The sequence below is a fragment of the Gardnerella sp. c11Ua_71 genome, assembly GCF_055818025.1.
The window spans coordinates 63974-83395 of sequence record NZ_JARFVR010000001.1; the positions used below are offsets into that span (position 1 = coordinate 63974).

Annotated in this window: 17 protein-coding genes, 1 tRNA gene and 1 riboswitch; of the genes, 8 read left to right on the forward strand and 10 right to left on the reverse strand. The window is 40.3% G+C overall.

Translation table 11 applies throughout. The features are described from left to right. Positions 1-285 precede the first annotated feature (285 nt). Positions 286-378, forward strand: a riboswitch (TPP riboswitch). Together thiM and P0106_RS00380 are read left to right on the forward strand one after the other, a co-directional pair. Then, the gene (gene thiM / locus P0106_RS00375; RefSeq protein WP_285070391.1) at positions 366-1907 is read left to right on the forward strand and encodes a hydroxyethylthiazole kinase; all 1542 of its coding nucleotides are present in this window, start codon (positions 366-368) and stop codon (positions 1905-1907) included. (Overlaps the previous riboswitch by 13 nt.) A 79-nt stretch (positions 1908-1986) precedes the next feature. Continuing rightward, positions 1987-2059 (forward strand) — tRNA-Arg (locus tag P0106_RS00380). 15 nt (positions 2060-2074) lie between these two features. On the opposite strand, the gene P0106_RS00385 is transcribed toward P0106_RS00380, so the two are convergent. Together P0106_RS00385 and P0106_RS00390 are read right to left on the reverse strand one after the other, a co-directional pair. After that, positions 2075-4687, reverse strand: coding sequence for an ATP-binding cassette domain-containing protein (locus P0106_RS00385; RefSeq protein ID WP_285070392.1), 2613 nt, complete (start codon positions 4685-4687; stop codon positions 2075-2077). 465 nt (positions 4688-5152) lie between these two features. Next, positions 5153-6520: a dipeptidase gene (locus P0106_RS00390; protein WP_285070393.1), complete on the reverse strand. Its 1368-nt coding sequence runs from the start codon at positions 6518-6520 to the stop codon at positions 5153-5155. Between the two features lie 116 nt (positions 6521-6636). On the opposite strand from P0106_RS00390, the gene P0106_RS00395 reads away from it, so the two are divergent. Together P0106_RS00395 and P0106_RS00400 are read left to right on the forward strand one after the other, a co-directional pair. Further along, a complete protein-coding gene (locus tag P0106_RS00395; protein WP_009994839.1) occupies positions 6637-7293 on the forward strand; it encodes a DUF3043 domain-containing protein in 657 nt (218 codons plus the stop codon). A 127-nt stretch (positions 7294-7420) separates the two neighbouring features. Beyond that, on the forward strand, positions 7421-8206 hold the full coding sequence (locus P0106_RS00400; RefSeq protein WP_101890132.1) for a DUF4191 domain-containing protein: 786 nt from the start codon (positions 7421-7423) through the stop codon (positions 8204-8206). Between the two features lie 113 nt (positions 8207-8319). Here the strand turns inward: P0106_RS00400 and P0106_RS00405 are convergent, their stop codons facing one another. The 3 genes from P0106_RS00405 to P0106_RS00415 are packed head-to-tail and all read right to left on the reverse strand — an operon-like array spanning position 8320 to position 10428. Then, positions 8320-8865: a low molecular weight protein-tyrosine-phosphatase gene (locus tag P0106_RS00405; protein WP_004124893.1), complete on the reverse strand. Its 546-nt coding sequence runs from the start codon at positions 8863-8865 to the stop codon at positions 8320-8322. 18 nt (positions 8866-8883) lie between these two features. Then, positions 8884-9507: a dihydrofolate reductase gene (locus tag P0106_RS00410; protein WP_101890131.1), complete on the reverse strand. Its 624-nt coding sequence runs from the start codon at positions 9505-9507 to the stop codon at positions 8884-8886. Positions 9508-9555: 48 nt separating this feature from the next. Continuing rightward, positions 9556-10428 carry a thymidylate synthase gene (locus tag P0106_RS00415; RefSeq protein ID WP_020761682.1) on the reverse strand — a complete coding sequence of 291 codons (873 nt, stop codon included), beginning with the start codon at positions 10426-10428 and terminating at the stop codon, positions 9556-9558. A gap of 194 nt (positions 10429-10622) precedes the next feature. Here P0106_RS00415 and P0106_RS00420 point away from each other — a divergent pair, with 194 nt between their 5' ends. Together P0106_RS00420 and P0106_RS00425 are read left to right on the forward strand one after the other, a co-directional pair. Beyond that, positions 10623-11042: an OsmC family protein gene (locus P0106_RS00420; RefSeq protein ID WP_004116790.1), complete on the forward strand. Its 420-nt coding sequence runs from the start codon at positions 10623-10625 to the stop codon at positions 11040-11042. 91 nt (positions 11043-11133) lie between these two features. Further along, positions 11134-12372, forward strand: a complete 1239-nt coding sequence (locus P0106_RS00425) for a glycosyltransferase (protein WP_285070398.1) — start codon at positions 11134-11136, stop codon at positions 12370-12372. 86 nt (positions 12373-12458) lie between these two features. Here P0106_RS00425 and P0106_RS00430 read toward each other — a convergent pair whose 3' ends face one another. From P0106_RS00430 to P0106_RS00440, 3 genes are all read right to left on the reverse strand, one after another. After that, positions 12459-13502: a universal stress protein gene (locus tag P0106_RS00430; RefSeq protein WP_004112477.1), complete on the reverse strand. Its 1044-nt coding sequence runs from the start codon at positions 13500-13502 to the stop codon at positions 12459-12461. 213 nt (positions 13503-13715) lie between these two features. Further along, positions 13716-14471, reverse strand: a complete 756-nt coding sequence (locus P0106_RS00435) for a C40 family peptidase (RefSeq protein WP_004116797.1) — start codon at positions 14469-14471, stop codon at positions 13716-13718. A 161-nt stretch (positions 14472-14632) separates the two neighbouring features. Then, positions 14633-15637 carry a CHAP domain-containing protein gene (locus tag P0106_RS00440; RefSeq protein ID WP_020760179.1) on the reverse strand — a complete coding sequence of 335 codons (1005 nt, stop codon included), beginning with the start codon at positions 15635-15637 and terminating at the stop codon, positions 14633-14635. Between the two features lie 202 nt (positions 15638-15839). On the opposite strand from P0106_RS00440, the gene P0106_RS00445 reads away from it, so the two are divergent. Continuing rightward, positions 15840-16094 carry a hypothetical protein gene (locus tag P0106_RS00445; RefSeq protein WP_032841421.1) on the forward strand — a complete coding sequence of 85 codons (255 nt, stop codon included), beginning with the start codon at positions 15840-15842 and terminating at the stop codon, positions 16092-16094. Positions 16095-16117: 23 nt separating this feature from the next. On the opposite strand, the gene P0106_RS00450 is transcribed toward P0106_RS00445, so the two are convergent. Further along, entirely contained in the window at positions 16118-17545 is a 1428-nt protein-coding gene (locus tag P0106_RS00450) for a sensor histidine kinase (RefSeq protein WP_162860856.1), read from the reverse strand. 219 nt (positions 17546-17764) lie between these two features. Between P0106_RS00450 and phoU the strand changes: the two genes are divergently transcribed. After that, on the forward strand, positions 17765-18445 hold the full coding sequence (phoU, locus tag P0106_RS00455; protein ID WP_004112469.1) for a phosphate signaling complex protein PhoU: 681 nt from the start codon (positions 17765-17767) through the stop codon (positions 18443-18445). A gap of 109 nt (positions 18446-18554) precedes the next feature. On the opposite strand, the gene P0106_RS00460 is transcribed toward phoU, so the two are convergent. Further along, the gene (locus P0106_RS00460; protein WP_004112459.1) at positions 18555-19295 is read right to left on the reverse strand and encodes a phosphoglyceromutase; all 741 of its coding nucleotides are present in this window, start codon (positions 19293-19295) and stop codon (positions 18555-18557) included. Between the last annotated feature and the right edge of the window lie 127 nt (positions 19296-19422).

The following is a 19422-nucleotide window of genomic DNA, read 5'->3' on the forward strand; positions in this document are numbered from 1 at the left end:
GCATGATAGCCGCCTCCTTAATACTTAGCTGCAAAGCTAAACGCTTAATGTGATCAATCACAAATCCAAAATCGTAAATCGTAAAATTTACGATATCCGTTTGTGTTGTGTTTGATGCTAACACTATAAAAGTACAAATGCAAACAAAAATAAAAAATTAATGGAAAAATTTTATAAAATCCAAAACAATAATCTTCAATCATCCCCGAAATTTCAAGCGAAACAACGCAAAACGCGCGAAATAAAATATTACATAGCCAAACGTCATACACAAACGATATAGTCAAAGTCGGTTCGGGGTGCGTAAAAACGCTGAGATTACACCCGTTAAACCTGATCTAGGTAGTGCTAGCGAAGGGAAAATCATGGAAGAATTAAACGAATTAAATGCAAATATAGATACAAATATAGATACAAGTTTTAGCGTTCGCGCAAGAAGACGAATGTTTCTAAATGACGTTAGATCATGCATAGAAAGAGTGAGAGCAAAGAAGCCACTAACTCATTGCATAACAAACAATATTGTTCAAGAAATAACAGCAAATGTACTACTTTCCGCAGGAGCTACGCCAATAATGGTATGCGACCCAGATGAAGCAGCAGGCATTGCAAAAATAGCGTCAGGCGTTCTAGTAAATGTTGGAACATTCGAAGAGATAAAAGGCAAAGCCATACGCAAAGCAATAGAAACTTGCGAAGAAACACAAACTCCTTGGGTACTAGATCCAGTTGGAGTTGGAGTAGACGAATTAACCACTAGAACAAAATTTGTAAGAGAAATAGTAAAACGAAACCCAACAGTAATACGAGCGAACGCAAGCGAAATATTAGCTTTAGCTGGGCAAAACAGTCAGATGAAAGGCGTAGATGCGCAAGATCCAGTAAACTCCGCGCTAGAAGCAGCCAAAAAACTGGCAAAAGAATACGGATCTGTAATATCAATATCTGGAGAAAAAGACGCGGTATACGGTCACGGATGCCTAGTGCGAATAACTGGCGGACACAAGGCTATGACAAAAGTTGTAGGAACTGGGTGCGCTCTTGGATCATTAGTGGCGGCATATGTGGGTGCAAACCCAGAGCGCCCAGTGGCAGCAACAGTGGCTGCACACGTGCACGCTGCAGCAGCTGGAACGTTTGCAGCGAGACAAACAACCGCACCAGGAACATTCAGAACACTGTGGATCGATGCGCTGCAAACATTAAGCGTAAACAACATGTTTGAACTAACAAACATTGAGTTCAGCATAGAACCAACAGATTGGACGCTTTACCTAGTAACAGATCCACGAATGGGAAACCGTAGCGAAGAACAAGTTGCAGTAGAATCCATAGATGGCGGAGTGACAGTAGTTCAATTGCGAGATAAATACTCCAACGATACTGAAATATCAGAAAAAGCCATAAAGTTACGCAAAACACTTATAAAAGCAAAACATGGAGATATACCGATTTTCATAGACGATCACGTTGACACCGCAGCAAAACTGGGATTCAACCTGCATATTGGTCAAAAAGACACGCCTTTCGTTACAGCACGTAAATCCATGCCAGCCGAATGGATGATTGGACTTTCTTGCGCAAGAGTAGACCTAATGGAAAAAGCATATAAAGAGTGCAAAGAGAACGATACTCCACTTCCTGATGTTATAGGAATCGGAGCTGCATTTGCCACAAATACTAAGGCGCATGATGTTCCTCCTCTTGGAGTTGAAGGCGTAAATGAAGTAGCAAAAGTAGCACACAGCATGGGTGTAAAAACTCTAGCGATTGGTGGAATACACGAAAACACCGTTTTTCCAATCAAAGACCTAAGCATTGATGGAGTATGCACTGTATCTGCTCTCATGTGCGCTGAAGATCCTAAAAAAGTAGCGAGCGATCTTAAAAGCGTAATAACTCGCTAAAGTATGCATTAAAGTCACAAAGATTGGCTAATAGCGTATACTTTCAATCCCTAGCAACGTGTATACTTTCACAAGTTGCGGGCTTGTAGCTCAGTGGATAGAGCGTCTGCCTCCGGAGCAGAAGGTCGTGGGTTCGAATCCCATTAAGCCCACATTGTATGTTAGTATTAATTTCCTCCAAGAAGAGCAAAAGTACCGTAATATACAGCAGCGATTAAAGCGATAGCAGGAATAATTAAGCACCCAATCATAAACACATAATCGCGTTTATTCACATGGCTTATACGTGCATGAGATCTTGGGTTTTCTCCGCCAAATCCACGCGCTTCCATAGCCGTAGCCAAAGTTGTAGATCTTCGAATAGACAGCACCAAAAGAGCAAAAGCTTGAGGCATAAAAGCCTTAATCTTACTATCATCACCAAGTCCGCGAGAACGCCTAGATGCACTGAGAGCAGCCCAATCATCTTGAAGGACGCTAAACAATCGCATACCAGCTAATCCACCGTAAACAAACCTATCTGGCAATTTCATAACTTGACTAAAAGCATCAGCTAAATCAGTTGCATCAATGCCAATAACAGTAACAATAGCTGGAACACCGATAGCTAAAATTCTGATGAATGTTGCAATTGCAAGAGTTGTGGAATGATCACTTACATGAATAATTCCCCAATCAAACCATGTTGCTCCACCTGATTTACCATACAACCACACTGCTAATGCAGATCCAGGAGCACCAACCCATACAGGCCAAGAAAGTTTAATAACTCGCAAAGGGTTCATTTTAACAACCCAAAGAATCACAAACTCCAAAACCAAAGCTATTGTTGCAGAAAGCCAGTCGAGAGTAAACAAAAGCGGAACCGAAAGTAGGAAAGCTCCAAGCATCCTATACACAGGATTCAAAGATGCCAAGAATGGAGAATAACTTGATGCGCGAGCTGCCTCATCACGATGGTTCACATCGCTAACTTCTATTCGAGATATATTCGTTGCATCTGTTGACGAAGATAATGCTAAAGATTCTTGTGAATTATCTACATTTTCAGACTCATAAGATTCGTCATTAGTGGAATCCACATTAGTTTTAAGTTCCACTAAACGCGCTCCAAGCGCATCTACTAACTCTCTATCATGAGTAACAACAATAACACTAACTCCATCTGCGCGAAGGCTTGCAATGAGTTTTATAATTTGTAACCAAGTTTTACGATCCTGTCCAAAAGTCGGTTCATCTAAAATTAAAACTCTTGGAGCTGCAGCCAAAGATGCGGCAACAGTAAGTCTACGCTTTTCACCTCCAGATAAAGTGTATGGGTTTGCGTTAGCATATCTAGATAGGCGGAATCTATCTAATAAAGACTCTGCTTTAGTTTTAGCGTCTTCTTCACTCATTCCAGTTCTAATAGGACCTAGCATAACTTCTTCAAGAACAGTTCCACACGCAAACTGATGTTCTGGATTCTGGAAAACGTATGAAATTCTTTTAGCAAGATCAGTAGACTTCCATTTCATAGGATCGGTGCCACCAGCGCCTTCGCAAAGATCCTCACTAGCTACAACCTGACCTTCTAAAGCTGGAATTAATCCTGCCAAAGTTAGAGATAAAGTGGATTTTCCAGCACCGTTTGCTCCAACTAATGCTGTGATTTGTCCAGAATTAAATTTCAAATTTATATTTTTTGCTATTGGAGTACTCGTATGACTAATCGCAAGGTTTTCTGTTGATAGAACTACTCTTCCATCACCTTTTGCTGGATCGCAATCTGGTTCACCTTCAACATAAATCCTACCAATTCTGCGATCTTGCGGATCTTTATACTTGTCAGGAAGCCAAATCCCAAGGTTTTCAAAATCAAGATCGCTTCTACTGAACACTTCGTCTGGAGTTCCATCTGCAACAATAACTGTTTGCGCAAACTCGTCTCGCGCAATATCATCATCGTGAACATAATTATTCTTTTCAGTATTGTTCACAGAATTATCAAGACCAAGAACCACTACTCTATCAATCAAATCAATCCAAGGCTGCGCATGATGTTCTACAAGAACCATTGTTGCATTGGTATCGTCTAAAACTTTACCAACAGCTTTTACAATCTGATTAACACCATCTGGATCTAGATTCGCAGTAGGCTCATCTAAAAGAAGCACACTTGGCTTCATAGCCAATGCTCCAGCCAATGCCAGACGCTGCATTTGACCACCACTTAAATGGGCGGTAGAACGGTGTAACTGTAATCCTTCTAAACCTACTTCTTCAAGACTTTTATTAACAAGATCCCATATTTCTTTACGAGGAACATTCATATTTTCAGGACCGAAGGCGACGTTATCTCCTAAACGCTGAAAAATAGCTTGAGCCTCTGGATCTTGTAACACTAATCCTACTCGCCCACGCGCTTTATGAACTGGTAAATCATCTACGAATACTGAGCCTTCGCTTACACCGCCATCTTCATCTTCTACTAAAACATTCTTCTTCGAATCAGGCTTTGAATTATTTGAGCTAGATTTAACAATATCACTACCAATCAGCCCAGCAGCACCTTCAAGAATTGTGGATTTGCCTATGCCCGATGCACCAAGCAACAAAACTCTTTGCCCTGCTTCAATTGTTAGGTTCAACCCGCGTACAGCAAAATGTTTGCGAGAAGCATGACGATAACCCCAATTATCAAAACGTAGCTGAGCATTGCAGCTAGCCGATGGAAGGAATGTTTCGGCATCCTGCGTATTAGTTTTGTTCAAAACTGGCGTTTCAAATGCATCGGGCATAGCAAAATCCTTTATGGCAATGATTTTTATTTAATTATTTTCTATCTATTTTTTAATTTTTTCTTTTAGAATCATTTAGATCTGCTACGGACTTTTTAACGACCTAAAAATCCTAAAATGTCTTTATTACAAACACGTTTTTGACTTATCCTAATAACAAAACGTCATATCAGTGATTTACATCGCTGATTGCATTGCAATAAGACATTTTCTTTCGACATAGATATGTGCCTTACTGTTCTTTCACTACGACTTATGCGTTGGCTTAAATCGTAGGTCACCATTAAGGCACGGGAAAAACAGATCTCCGTGCGCCAGCATTACCTGGATTCACGTTCAAGCGGTTTCTCTCAGCTTTACAAATTAATGCAAAGCACCCGTGTCGTGTGAAGATTTTACGTCACTGCGTAGACTCGTATACAAACGCTAAAATTTTATATAGCGATTGTATACGAGTTGTTAAGTTTACTTAGTTAGACGATCTAAAAGCAAAGCTTCAGTTACGATATTCGATTTCAAGCCAGAAAGAGAAATCGACTCGTTAGGACTATGCGCATTAGACTTTGGATCTTCAGGTCCAGTCACCAAAACCTGAGCTTTAGGGAAAATTCGTTGCAATTCTGGAATAAATGGAATCGAACCACCTTCACCCTTATTAATAGGATCCACGCCAAAAGCATCCTTCATAGAAGCTAAAGCGTCCTTAGTTGCTACAGCATCAGGATCCATAGCCCAACCCATACCATTGTCAACTGGCTCTACAGTAACTTGCGCACCGAATGGGGCGTTTGCAACCAAAAAGTCGCTCAAAGCTTTTTGCGCTTCTTCTGGACGCTGGCAAGGCGCAGTTCTAAGCGAAAGTCGCAAGCGCGTTTCGTGAGCAATCACGTTAAAGCTTTCTTCTACAGGATGAGCATCCATACCAATAACAGTCAAGCTAGGCTTAGTCCACATGCGAGCAGCAAGAGAACCAGTACCAGCAAGCTTATAAGAATCCACTACTGAAGAATCTGCGCGAACTTGAGCCTCATCCAAATCACGTTGCAAACCGCCAACAGGTTCCTGAGATTTAATTCCAGGAACATCCAAATCGCCTTCCTTGTTATAAAGAGAAGCAACAAGCATTGAAGCAATAGTATAAGCATCTAAAATTGGTCCGCCAAACTGTCCAGAATGAACCTGATGACCAAGAACCTTCACTTTGACGTCTACTGTAGTGTTTCCGCGCAAGCTAGTAGTAAGACTTGGAACATCTGCAGACCAATTTCCAGAGTCTGCAACAATAATAACGTCTGATTCAAACTCATCTTTATGAGCTTCGATGAATGGAATGAAACTTGGAGAGCCCATTTCCTCTTCACCTTCAATAAATACCTTAATATTTACGCCTAAATCTTCGCTTAAAGCGCGCAAAGCACCGTAGTGAATTGCAATTCCGCCGCCATCATCAGCACTACCGCGACCATACAAGCGACCATCTACTTCAGTTCCTTTGAAAGGATCAGTATTCCATTCGCTTGCATCTGGAACAGGCTGAACATCGTGATGAGCGTAAAGCAAAACAGTTGGAGCGTTAGGATCCACAATACGAGATCCAACTACTTCAAAAGCTCCAGGAGTACCATCCGGATTCTGAGACTGCTCAACGCGAGCATCTACACCCACTTCGCGCAAAACTTCAGCCACATACTCAGCCGAAGCACGCATATGATCTCCAGTAATGCCTTTAGCAGAAACAGCTCCTAAAGAGATCTTCTTATTTAATACGCTAATAACATCTTCCCAAGCGTTTTGCACGCGCGAACGCACATCATCAACATCTAAACCAGCCATAAGTCCTCCAAAAAACAGTAGATTAGTAAAAACATTAGTTGAATTACTACTATCAGACTATTCATAACCAACGAAATTGCTCATAACGCGTCTAGTCTGTTGGGTAATCTGCAAACATGACATGGAATCCATTCGTAAAAAAATCTGCTGATAATGGTGCACAAAATGGCAATCAATCAGCGACTAATGAAAATAGTGAAAATAAAATAGAAAATAAGGCAAAGACTCGCACAAAAAACGCTCCAACGCCGAAGCAAAGCGAAGCTACAGCGCAGAATCTTAGACCGTTAGTTCCAACGGATAGAAAAGCAAGCGCAAAGGCTGCGCGAGCCAGATTGCGCGAAAAAGAAAATGCTCAATACGATGCGATGAAAAATGGAGACTTAGCTCATATGCCAAAGTCAGAGCAGCTTCCATGGAGAGTTTATATTAGAGATTATGTAGATGCGCGTTTCAATATTGGCGAATTTTTTGTGCCGTTTGCAATCGTTATTATGCTCTGCATATTCTTAACTCAAAACTTCTTATCCACTAAGTATATTGCTCTATATTTTGCTCTTGCGATTGTTCTTTACGCATATCTTTTTGCTGCAATTATTGACGTTATAATAATGTGGCGCAAGCTTCGTAAAGAGCTTGTTAAACGATATGGCGAAGTTTCTGTTGGCAAAAGCTCTAGATCCGCTATGTATGCTTGCAGTCGAGCAATACAAATGCGCAGATGGAGACTTCCAAAGCCGAGTACACCAAAGCGCGGTAATTGGCCTAAATAAATCGCTAGTATGCTAACAAAGCTATGATTTATAGCATAAGCGTGTTTAGGGTATGATTACTAAGCAATAAAGCAACAAAATACAAAGCAATAAAACGCTAATATTATGTATTAGGGGATAAACGCAAATGGCAAACGATAAAGCAAAAGGCATTAAGAAGCCAGGCATGATTTCACAGATTGTGCGTATTTACAAGTACACGCATACAGACGATAAGCAGCTTCCACTTTGGCTTGGCTTAGCTTTTGTAGCTCCTGTTGTGCTGTGCATTGTAGCTGGTGTTATTATTAGATGGTCCATTTTGACTTGGATCATGATGGTAATAACAGCGCTTATGCTGGGTCTTTTACTGTTTACTGTTGTTCTCACTAAACGCGCAGATAAGGTTGGCTATGCAAGACTAGAAGGAAAGCCTGGAGCTGCAGCTGGCATTGTCTCTGCTATCAACAAAGGCGGATTTACTTTCCCTCAACAACCTGTGTGGGTTGATCCTCGCACAAAAGATGCTATTTGGCGAGGAACTGGCTTTAACGGAATCTTCCTTGTTGGCGAAGGTAACTATGAGCGTTTAAGCCAAGCTATGAATCGCCAAGAGCACGCAATTAAAAGTGTTACAGCAGGATCTAATATTCCTGTTTACCGCATTTGCGTTGGTAATGGTGAAAATCAAGTTAGACTTAGGGATTTAAGAAGTAAGGTTTTAAAAGCTAAAACTTTAATGCCTACAAATCACAAGTTTGCTTTGCTTAAGATGATTCACCCTAATCGTCGCTTCTTCCTCACTAAAACTGAGCTTGCAATTTTGAATGATCGTTTGCGTACACTACAGGGCAAATCTGGGTTCGGTATTCCAAAAGGAATTGACCCAACTCATGCTCCTCGAGTAAGTCGCAGAGCTTTAAGAGGAAAATAAATCATAGGTTTTAAATAAAAAGCATAAAAATAAACCAGACGTTCCAATCGGTTCGTCTGGTTTTAATATATTTTAAGCGACTTTATATAACTTTATATGACTTTACGCAATTATTATTCGCGCGTTATCTGCGACTCTACCCAATCCACAATGTAAGGAGCGCACTCCTCCACTTGGTCCATTGCAATCTCAAACTCTTTAGGACCTCCGTACCATGGGTCAGCCAAATCTAAAACAGCTTCGCGACCAGCTTGTGGTTTTTCTAAAGACGGATCAAACGATCTATACATGTGAACAAGACCACGTTTTTGCGCTGGAATAATCCTGAGCAAAGATTGCATATGCGAAGCAGTCATTGGAAGAAAAAGATTTGTTTCCTCTATTTCGTCTCGCTCAATCCTATGCGCAAAATGGCTTAACGGCAAAGAATAACCCCTACTTTTAAGCTCTCTTTGCGCACGCCTATCAATCGGATTCCCGTATTCTTCGTCGCTTACGCCGCATGATTTTACAGCAACAACATCGCTTAATCCTCTAAGCTTAAACTCGTTACGCAAAACTATTTCTGCCATTGGAGATCTGCAAATATTCCCTGTACAAACCGTCATAACAACATACGGATGCTTAGCATCTACGTGAATTTTGTTTAAAGATTCCATACATATCCTTAATCTAGCTTATTTTTTAGCTTTAATTGGCTTATATACCATAAACTTGTATTTTACGTCGAATTGTTTTGCACCAACTTTTATAGCTGATTCTTGCCAATCGCCATCACGTGCAACTTTCCACAATCCATCATCTACAAGTCTCTGAATGTTAGGAGCAAACGTATCCGCTTCTACTCTGGTGTCAATTTGAGTTACGTATGCAGCGTCAACAATTTTTGACTCAATCACTTCTTTAAAAATTGCTCCGCCTCCAATAATCCAAATTGCGCTACCATCTTTAGGTAAATCCAAAGAATCTACATGCTCAATAGGATTATCTTCAATCCATTTTCTTGCGTAGCATATTGCTTCTTCAATGCTTGTAAAACTTTTTGCACCATCTGGATTAAAATCTGGATTCCTAGAAACAACAATATTTTCTCGCCCAGGAAGAGGACGGAACTTTTCTGGCATAGAATCCCAAGTTCCCCTACCCATTATTACTGGGCAAGAAATTGTCATGGCTTTAAAATAGCGCAAATCTGGGGAAAGTCTCCATGGCATACCACCATTTACACCCATTGCCCCTACGCGTCCTTCAAGATCGTATGCCTGTCCCCAAATTAAACGCACAGGAATATCGTTTGCCATAAAACTCCTACTCAAAAACTCAAACTAATAAGCAACTAATAAATAAGATCACACAGCTACAGGAGCTTTAATCGTAGGATGATGCTTATAATCAACAACCTTAAAATCACTGTACTCATAGTCAAAAATTGAATCAGCTTTATGAATTTCAATCTTAGGGTAAGGATATGGCTGTCTAGAAAGCTGTTCTAAGACTTGCTCTACGTGATTATCGTAAATATGGCAATCGCCACCAGTCCAAACAAACTCTCCTGGCTCTAATCCTGCTTGCTGAGCCATCATCATTGTTAAAAGCGAGTAAGAAGCAATGTTGAATGGCACGCCAAGGAACATGTCGCAAGAACGCTGGTAAAGCTGGCAAGAAAGCTTGCCGTCAGCAACGTAGAACTGGAAAAGCGAGTGACAAGGAGGCAAAGCCATGTTTTCAACTTCTGCAGGATTCCAAGCACTGACAATCATCCTTCTAGAATCAGGATGATTTTTCATAAGATTAAGAACATTAGCAATCTGGTCGATTGTGCGATTAGGATTTTCTTGCGTAGGCGCTGGCCAACTACGCCACTGAACGCCATAAACAGGACCTAAATCGCCATTTTCATCTGCCCACTCATCCCAAATATGCACGCCATTTTCCTGCAACCAACGCACATTACTAGAACCTTTAAGGAACCAAAGAAGCTCGTATGCCAGTCCCTTAAAGAACACTGTTTTTGTGGTTATAAGCGGAAAACTCTTGCTTAAGTCAAATCGAATTTGTTGACCAAAAAGAGATATTGTTCCAGTACCAGTGCGATCCGATTTTAAAGTACCTTCCATAAGTATTTTTCTAACCAAATCCTCATAAGGTGTAGGAATATCGGAAGTAGGTTTCTGTGGTACGCGAGAGCGGATATCCGCAAGTTCTTCTTGAGTTAAAGTCATGAGATTATTTTATCATTAGCTAAATTCAACACCACCAAAAGTAAATATAAGAAATATAAGAACAAGAATCAAACTGAAATCAAAGCATGCTAGTTATAATAGGTTTGTCTTAAAAAATAAAAGTTAAAAACAAATAGACATAAGCACAAACATAATCACAATGTGTTAATGTATAAAAATGCAAAGGAGCAAAAATGACTAGAAGAATATGGGTTGAACGTTTAGAAGACGGGTCTTGGCAAGCACAAAGTGATGATGGTGCAACACTAAAATTTGGTAAAGGAGAAGGACAATTTTCACCTGTGGAACTAATGCAAATAGCATTAGCTGGTTGCACAGCTTTAAGCAGCCAATACGCTGTTGAACATGCGCTCGGAGAAGGAAAAGGCGCTCGAGTTCTTGTAAATGGAACTTATGATCCAGAAGAAGGAACTTACTTAAGATTCCAAGAGGATGTAACAGTTGATGCTACAAGCGCAAAACCTGCTTTAAACGATGAAAATGCAAAAGAACTAAAAGAACGCATGGAAAGACATATCAACAAGGGTTGCACAGTTAAGCACACTCTTGAACGCGGCGCGCAAGTGCGTGTAACAGTAAATGTAAGACACTAAAAACGCTAAAAATCACAATTTGTGGCGCAATAACTTACACAATGCTACACTTTTAACGTTGTTAGAGCTATTTATGTAACTGGAGGAAACTTTGAAAATCGCGATTTTTACAGAAACATATCCACCATACATAAATGGCGTAGCAACGCAATCCTACATGCTTAAAAAAATGTACGAGGAACTTGGACACGAGGTTCTTGTTGTTACAGTTGGATCCGAAAGACAGCAAAAAACTAAGCTTGTAGACGGAGTTGTATACGTTCCAGGAATACTTCTTAAAAAGCTATACAAGTATAGGGTTGCAATTCCGATTGGAAACATGCGCAAAAAATTCCCTATCAACTTTAAACCAGATGTTATTCATATACAAAACGAGTTTGGCATTGGTGAAATAGGTCTAGAAGTTGCTAAAAAAGAGCATGTTCCTGTTATTTATACTCTTCATACAGAGTACGATAAGTTCCTGTTTTATATTGGCCTAAAGCATTTTACAGAGTTTTCTAGGAATATTTCAGCAAAATATTTTACGCGATTTTCTAAAAATGCAACAATTATTACTAGTATGTCTGCTAAGGCTCAAGCTTATATTGATCGTCAAAAAGTCGATAAAAAAGTTGTTGTTCTTAGCAATGCAGTTGAATATAAAAAGTTCTTACCTACACCAGAGCGAATTGCTTTTAGGAAAGAATTCCGTAAAAAATACGGTATTGCTGATTCTACGAAACTCTTCGTTTTTGTTGGAAGAATCGGAGCAGAAAAGAATATCTCTGAGCTGATTGATAACTTTATGTATTGCGATTTTCCGCGCGAATTAGCTAGACTCGTTGTTATTGGCGGAGGACCTGATTTAGAAGACTTGCGTAAGAAAGTAGCTAGCAAAGGATTTGAAGATAGAATCTACCTACTAGGCCCTATTGAACACACGCAGATTCCTAAGTATTTGCACGCTATGGACTACTACACTACCGCTTCCCTATCGGAAATGCATTCACTTTCTATGCTTGAAGCCATGGCATCTGGATTATTTGCTCTCGTAAAGCACGATATTCCTAATGAGAATCAGATTATTAGTGGCAAAAATGGTTATCAGTGGGATTCTAAAGAAGACTTTAAGCAAGTGTTTAGTCGCGTTCTTAACATGAGTGAAGAAGAGCAAGCACAACTAAAAGCAAATGTTCTCGAATACTCAAAGAACAATGACTTCAAAAAGCAAGCTCAAGAGTTAATTAAAATTTATAAACTTGCTATTGAAATGAACAATAACGAACTCGCTAAAAAACGCGCTGCTCGCGAAGCAAGACGCGCACGCTTTTTACTTAAAAACAAGTAAAAATCAAAATAGTTACTAGCTTTGAAACAAAATAGCGTCCAAAACACTGTTTTAGTGCTCTGGACGCTATTTTCTACTACAAGCTACTAGTGAAGCGGATCAATAGTTTGCTCGATTTCTTTAGCAGCTTCAACACCAGCTTTTGGAACATCAACTGTATGAACGCCACTTATAGAATCGATAGCACTAGTATCGTTACTTATCTTAGACTGCTGTGCTACTTGAGCAGCGCTTAGTTCCACATACTTACGTGGAACCACATACACTGGTCTAGAAGAATGCTGCAACAGACCCTGACTAATAGAACCAAGAAGCAATCCTGTAAAACCACCCCTGCCCCTAGAGCCAACAACAACCAAATCGTTGTTTAAGCTAGCTTGAGTCAAAGCGTTTACAGCAGAGCCAGGAACTACAGAACGATGAATCTTTAAGTTTGGCAAGCGTTGCAAAATTGGCTTTACACGCTCGTCAAGATCTTCCATATAAGATCCCATAACTGCAGTATCTCCCTCGGCTCCTTGAACGCTAGGAACAGCAGAAATCACATCTAATTGTGCGTTCCAACTATCAGCCAAATCTGCAGCAATCTCAAGAGCTTTTAATCCCCACTTAGACTCGTCGGAGCCAACAGCAATCTTAGAAATCTTATTATTCAAGTGGATTCTCTGACCATCATCATCCGTATATGGAACAACAACAATTGGGCAATAAGCGTAGGCTGGAAGCGAAGAACTTGTTGTGCCAAGTAAACGCTCTGCTAATCCACCTTTACCACGGTTTCCAATAACAATAAGTTGATAGTTTCTAGAAAGCTCTACAAACACAGAAGAAGGGTCGCCAGTAACAATCAAAGTTGTTGCATCCACACCCTGCTCTAATGCAACAGCTTTAGCTTTAGAAAGAATCTCCTGTGCATCTTGATGAGCAACATTATCATCACCAATCGCAGTATAAGTCGCATCAAAAGATACAGCTGCATAACTAGGTAAAGAATATGCACAAACTATTTGAAGCTGTAATCCAGCATGCTTAGCATAATTAGATGCCCACCATACAGCCTTATAGCTCGCATGAGAACCATCAACACCTACAAGAACAGCTTTTTCTTGTGTAATAACATCTTGTGCCATCTAGATCCTCCTAGCATCGCGCGATTTTTTATTTTCTTAAATACTTTAAATACTAGAATAGCGCGTTTAAGGTAGTCGCGTCTATCGCGACACAACAAACCTAAGGATTAACGGCAAAATTAATTAAAAATAACCTAAAAACGCATAAAAACTACTAACAAAAACTAAAAGTGGTATCCATAAAATCATGAATACCACTCAAAAACCAAATTGTCAGAAGATTCTACGAATAGAATAAGATCCCGAAAAAACGTATCTAATAGGATCATACTGAGTTCCAGCATACTGAGAATTAATAACCATTCCATTGCCAACATAAATAGATGCATGAGCACCATTGGCAATTATGTCACCAGGCTGAGCCTGAGCTAAACTCGGAACAGCCGTACCTACAGTGGCCTGAGCTCCAGAAGTTCGAGGCAAAGAAATACCCATATTGGCAAAAACGTACTGCACAAAACCAGAGCAATCCCAGCCAGCAGGACTTGTACCACCAGAACGATAAGGCACTTTACCTAAAAACTGAGCCGCAAAATTAAGCATCGCCGAAACAGACTGATTATCTGGAGGAGCAACAAAGTACGTCATAGGTCCAACGCCATTACGCGCTCCAGAACGACTTGCAGCATCGTCGAAGCCATCAGCAGAATTATTCTGTGCCTGTTGTTGCTGGCGAGCCTGTTCAAGCGCAAGTTCAGCAGCACTTTTAGTCTGCGGAACATCCAAAGACTCAATACTGCCCCAATGAGAATTAGCATCAACATCGGTAGAAGTGGATTCTGTAAACAAATCACGCTTAACATCAGTAATCTTAGGGAAAGAACGTGTAGATGTAACTGCTGATTCTTCAGCAGAAGCGGAAGCACAAGCAAGCGGAATCATAGCAGCAACCAGCGCTGCAGATACAAAACCTGCAAATACAGAAGAAAAAATCTTATCTCGCTTAATCATCACTAGCGATGTTAGCATGTTAATACTACAAACTAAGACCACAAACAAAATTTGCACGCACTATTTACAGCACAACAATGCACGCCTACACGCATAACAGCCAGAATAGACTAGAAAACCGCAAAACGCAGTAACAGATATCAATATTAAAATGTCAAAATATTAAAATGCCAAATAATCTAGTAATGGATAAATTCAAAAGCTGAAGTTTCATTCGGATTTACAACCCTAGAGAAGGTCCTACCATGAAGCTCCGCACTAGACTCAGATGTTTCAATAGAACCATCAGGATTAATTTTTTCAACAACAGCAACATGACCATAAGTACGATTAACGCCAGCCTGACCGCGACCAAACACCATAATATCGCCAACGTGACGAGGCGTACGATCTACCCAATATCCAAGTTTTCGAGCAGTCAAAGCCCACATCCAGCCGTCTCCCATATTGGAACCAACAGGAAGACCAAGCTGATGCCTACGAATATAAACCCACCAAGTGCACTGGCTAAACTCATATGCATTCCCAGAATCACCAGAACTATGATTTGGATTAAATCCAGCAGGCAAAGAATTAACGTCTGAATCCATTAAAATAGCAACCTGCGGATTATTCGCAGAAGACTTAGACATTTCAGAAACTTTAAAATCTGAATTAGAACCTAAATCCCACTTAGACTCATGAGACGATCTAGTAGAGAAAGCGTTTAAATCAGCTTCGAGACCAGCAACAGCACTGCTGAACTTCAAATATTTATCAGCACGATCTAACTTTTCACGCTGACTAGAACGAGAAGCAGCTTGATCATTAGAATCATTGGAAAAATTAATCTCAGAAGCATATTGCTTTGAAGCAAAAGAACCCAAACCATTAGTCTTGCTCAAAGCCATAGACGTCAATGCAGCACCAACTATAGCTACTAAAGACGTAGAAACAATAATACAATTCTTACGTTCTCTAGATTCACGAGCTAAACGAATCTCACGACGAGTACGAGGAGCAGAAGACATTTGCAAACTCTGAGCCACAGATTCACTCAAACCCACAACTGCACCATTATTCGCACAAACCGCTTCGGCAGAACGCTCAGAAGTAGCACTGGAAGTATGAGAAGACAAAAAAAGCATAAAAGGCGAAACGAAACGCCCCTTTGCTTTCTTAGCACCATGTGCACCATGTCTCATAAAAAAACCACTCCCGAATTGTTAAAGTATCACGTCAAAACGGCACCTACAAAGCTCAAGACTACAACGTGGTACGGATGTGATAAAAATAGTGTCGAAAAAGAAAATAGCAAAATTTAAACGTATATCATAAACGTATATCATCAAAAAAAAATATAACCAAAAATTGATATTAGACATCACTAGATGTATGGTTAATCATATGAAGCTAGCACCGATTATTAACCCAGATGCACGCAAAGAGGCACCAAAGCCATTGCGCGTAGACCTGTGCAAAGCATTTATGGCTGGAACAGTTTTATGGCTTATAGCATCAATAATCACTGTTGTGCTCGCAATCTTGCACTTTCTACTATGGTTTTTTGCTATAGTTTGCCTTAGCGGATTCGTAATAGGTATTTTGCTTTTAATCTGGGAACACTTTGACCGTTGGGATTATAGAAGACTAGGAAAATAGTTCGCTTAATACGATTAAGCGAACTATTTTGCATCCGATCTTGAAAGCGGAATCGCAAAATTAACCGTAGTACCTTGCCCTGGTCTACTCCACAATGTAATGCTACCGTGATGAGTAAGAGCCACGTGCTTAGCAATAGCAAGACCTAAACCAACACCATCCTGACTGCCGTCATTCTGGTTATCCGAACGATAAAAACGCTCGAAAATGCGAGGCTGATCACGCAACGCAATACCAGAGCCACAATCAACAACACGAATCACTGCAAACTGAGAGTCATCAGACTTTAACGCTGAAATCGCCACACTGCTATTTGCTGAAGAATAGATAATAGCATTCTCAACAAGTTTACGCACGGCAGCGCTGATTTGTGAAAAACTGCCTAGAACACTAAGCGAAGAATCAGACTTAACGCAAAGACGCACATTTCGGCTCAAAGCAAGATCTGAAACCTGATTCTGAACATCTTTTAACACGTTCAAGACGTTCACAGCACTCGCCTTAGACACATCTATAGGCTTCTGAGCACTCATAAGAAGCAGAAGATCTTCCAACATATGTTCCAAGCGTTTAGAAGACCTCTGAGCTTTTAAAGACACTTCCTTAACACGATTAAGAGTAACATTATTATCCTGCAAAAGTTCTATAAGACTAGAGATCATTCGAGTAGAGCTAATAAGTTGTTGAGAAACATTACTTATAAAATCATCTCTAGTCTGCTCAAAACGATGCGCAGCACTCGTATCATTTAAAATAACAACAACCTTGCCTGCTCCAACACTTCCAACAGTAACATTAAGCCAATTAGGTCTAGAAACTGTAGACGCATCAGACGATTTATCAGTTTTATTCGAGGAAAAGTCGCCAGCAACCGTAGCTGATTTTAATAACACAGCACTGTCACCATCAAAATTACCATTAAAATCAGAGTCTTTACCAATAGTTATATACCGCTCAGGAGTAAAAGTAACTAAATCAAAACTCTCAAAACCGCCAGACTCGCGCACACGATTTACAGAATCCAGAACTCGCGGTTGAACAATAGAATCATCAACAACAACACCAAGCGTATAACTATCAGAACTAGCTCGTAAAACATCATTATCAGCATCGATAACAATAGTCGCAGCAGACAGCATGGATAAAATCGCACACGCATCTGAACTTATATCATCTGAATTATTATCAACTGAATCTTCATCATCTTCATCATCACCAAAATTACGTTTACCTAAAATTTTTAAGATCTTCTTAAAGCTACTACGAAAAATCCTACGCAAACCACCTGCTATAGGATTTACAACAGAACTAAAAAACGGTCTAAAAATACTACGAAATATTGGGAAAAGAGAATCAACAACAAACATAACAACAACAATTGCAACACAAAGCGCAATCAAAGCAAACACTACAAATACAACCAATGGCGAAGATGTAGAATCCTGAAACATACTCTTAAAGAATACTACAATGCTCTCACATTTTAATATTCGACTAACATTCTACAAAAACACAACTAAGCATACGCTTATACGTGCTTTGAATAGTCTATACTTGATTAGGGTTTAGTTTAAAACAAAATAATTTTAAAACAAAAAACGTCAATACACGTTGGCAATATACAACTGCAATATAAGTCAACACAGGCACCAAAAAAGAAAGGACACACCATGCGAGTGATTTTCAACGAAGAAATGAAAGCAGTTGCATCAAACATCGAACGCATGGCTGAGCTTGTTGCAAAAGCAATGAACGATGCTGGAAATGCTTTATTAAATGCTGATTTAGAATCTGCACAAACAGTTATAGACAATGATGCTCAACTAGATTCACTAGAAGCTAGCGTTATAGATCAATGCTTAACATTGCTAGCTAGACAAAATCCTGTTGCAACAGACTTGCGAGAAGTAGTGGCAACCATGCGTTTGGCTGCGACTTTTGAACGCATGGGCGATTTAACAAGTCACGTTGCACAAATCACAAGACGCACATGGCCTGATTCCGCAATACCAAGCCAAGCAAAAGAAACAGTTGAGGCGATGGTTAGCTTCCTTCGTGTTCTTTCTGTGCAACTAACTGACATGCTTTCAAAGCGAGATGTTCAAGTAGCCGATGCAATTATTCACGGCGACGATAAGATGGATAAGCTACATGAAGACATTTTTGCTCTTGTAGAAGGCGAAAATTGGAACGGCACTAGAAAACAGTTGATTGACTTAGTGCTTCTAAGCAGATTCATGGAACGCATAGGCGATCATTCAGTTGCTGCAGCAAGACAAGTAGTATTTATTGTTTCAGGATTTGACCCAACTAAAAAACCAGAACCAGATAAAGACACAGTTGTGGCATAAAAATACAGTTTTTGAATAGAAATTCAAAACAAAAGTATGCTTGTAAAACAAAAGTAGGTCTACAGATTTAGTTGCAGACCTACTTTTTTAATTTAAACTAATCAGAATCTCACTTCTGACCCTGAGCAGCCACGGCGGCAGCACCGGCAGCAGCAGCTTCTGGATCCAAATACTCACCACGAGGCTTGATTGGCTTAAAGTTCTCATCCAACTCGTAAAGCAGAGGAATAGCGGTTGGAATATTCACCTTGGAAATCTCTTCCTCGCTCAAGTTGTCAAGCATCTTAACGATTGCGCGCAAGCTGTTGCCGTGAGCAGCAATCATCACAGTCTTGCCAGACTTAAGCTCTGGAATAATATCCGATTCCCAGTAAGGAGTTACACGAGTCACAACGTTTGCCAAAGCTTCAGTTTCTGGAACCGGATCGCCTGCGTAACGAGGATCATTCGTCTGAGAATACTCATCGTTTGGATCAATCTCAGGAGGTGGAGTTGCGTAAGAACGACGCCAAATCATGAACTTCTCATCGCCATATTCCTGACGAATCTCAGACTTATTCTTACCTTGCAAAGCACCGTAATGACGCTCGTTCAAACGCCAGCTGCGACGAACTGGAATCCACAGGCGGTCGGCTGCATCAAGCGCGTAATTCGCGGTATTGATAGCGCGACGAAGCAAAGAAGTGAACACGATGTCTGGAAGAACGTTCTTCTCTTTAAGAAGCTCGCCACCATGCTTAGCTTCCTCGACACCCTGCTCAGTCAGCGGTACATCAACCCAACCAGTGAACTGATTGGTCTTATTCCATGCGCTCTGACCATGTCGGAGCAATACTAATTTATATGTCATAGTTACCCAGTCTATTCGTTTCGTAAGACTACTTGCATAAAAGTAAACAAACACGAAAAATTTAATAGAAAAGCCGATGAATGTTTAAACGACATCCAACGGCTTTACAATCTACTAAAATCTATCA

Excerpts from the sequence above, each read along its gene's own strand:
- P0106_RS00395 (WP_009994839.1), top strand. The coding sequence starts at position 6,637 with ATGACATGGAATCCATTCGTAAAAAAATCTGCTGATAATGGTGCACAA.
- P0106_RS00450 (WP_162860856.1), bottom strand. The coding sequence starts at position 17,545 with ATGTTTCAGGATTCTACATCTTCGCCATTGGTTGTATTTGTAGTGTTT.
- P0106_RS00430 (WP_004112477.1), bottom strand. The coding sequence starts at position 13,502 with ATGGCACAAGATGTTATTACACAAGAAAAAGCTGTTCTTGTAGGTGTT.
- P0106_RS00420 (WP_004116790.1), top strand. The coding sequence starts at position 10,623 with ATGACTAGAAGAATATGGGTTGAACGTTTAGAAGACGGGTCTTGGCAA.
- P0106_RS00460 (WP_004112459.1), bottom strand. The coding sequence starts at position 19,295 with ATGACATATAAATTAGTATTGCTCCGACATGGTCAGAGCGCATGGAAT.
- P0106_RS00415 (WP_020761682.1), bottom strand. The coding sequence starts at position 10,428 with ATGACTTTAACTCAAGAAGAACTTGCGGATATCCGCTCTCGCGTACCA.
- phoU (WP_004112469.1), top strand. The coding sequence starts at position 17,765 with ATGCGAGTGATTTTCAACGAAGAAATGAAAGCAGTTGCATCAAACATC.
- P0106_RS00440 (WP_020760179.1), bottom strand. The coding sequence starts at position 15,637 with ATGAGACATGGTGCACATGGTGCTAAGAAAGCAAAGGGGCGTTTCGTT.
- thiM (WP_285070391.1), top strand. The coding sequence starts at position 366 with ATGGAAGAATTAAACGAATTAAATGCAAATATAGATACAAATATAGAT.
- P0106_RS00445 (WP_032841421.1), top strand. The coding sequence starts at position 15,840 with ATGAAGCTAGCACCGATTATTAACCCAGATGCACGCAAAGAGGCACCA.
- P0106_RS00410 (WP_101890131.1), bottom strand. The coding sequence starts at position 9,507 with ATGGCAAACGATATTCCTGTGCGTTTAATTTGGGGACAGGCATACGAT.
- P0106_RS00385 (WP_285070392.1), bottom strand. The coding sequence starts at position 4,687 with ATGCCCGATGCATTTGAAACGCCAGTTTTGAACAAAACTAATACGCAG.
- P0106_RS00400 (WP_101890132.1), top strand. The coding sequence starts at position 7,421 with ATGGCAAACGATAAAGCAAAAGGCATTAAGAAGCCAGGCATGATTTCA.
- P0106_RS00435 (WP_004116797.1), bottom strand. The coding sequence starts at position 14,471 with ATGCTAACATCGCTAGTGATGATTAAGCGAGATAAGATTTTTTCTTCT.
- P0106_RS00405 (WP_004124893.1), bottom strand. The coding sequence starts at position 8,865 with ATGGAATCTTTAAACAAAATTCACGTAGATGCTAAGCATCCGTATGTT.
- P0106_RS00390 (WP_285070393.1), bottom strand. The coding sequence starts at position 6,520 with ATGGCTGGTTTAGATGTTGATGATGTGCGTTCGCGCGTGCAAAACGCT.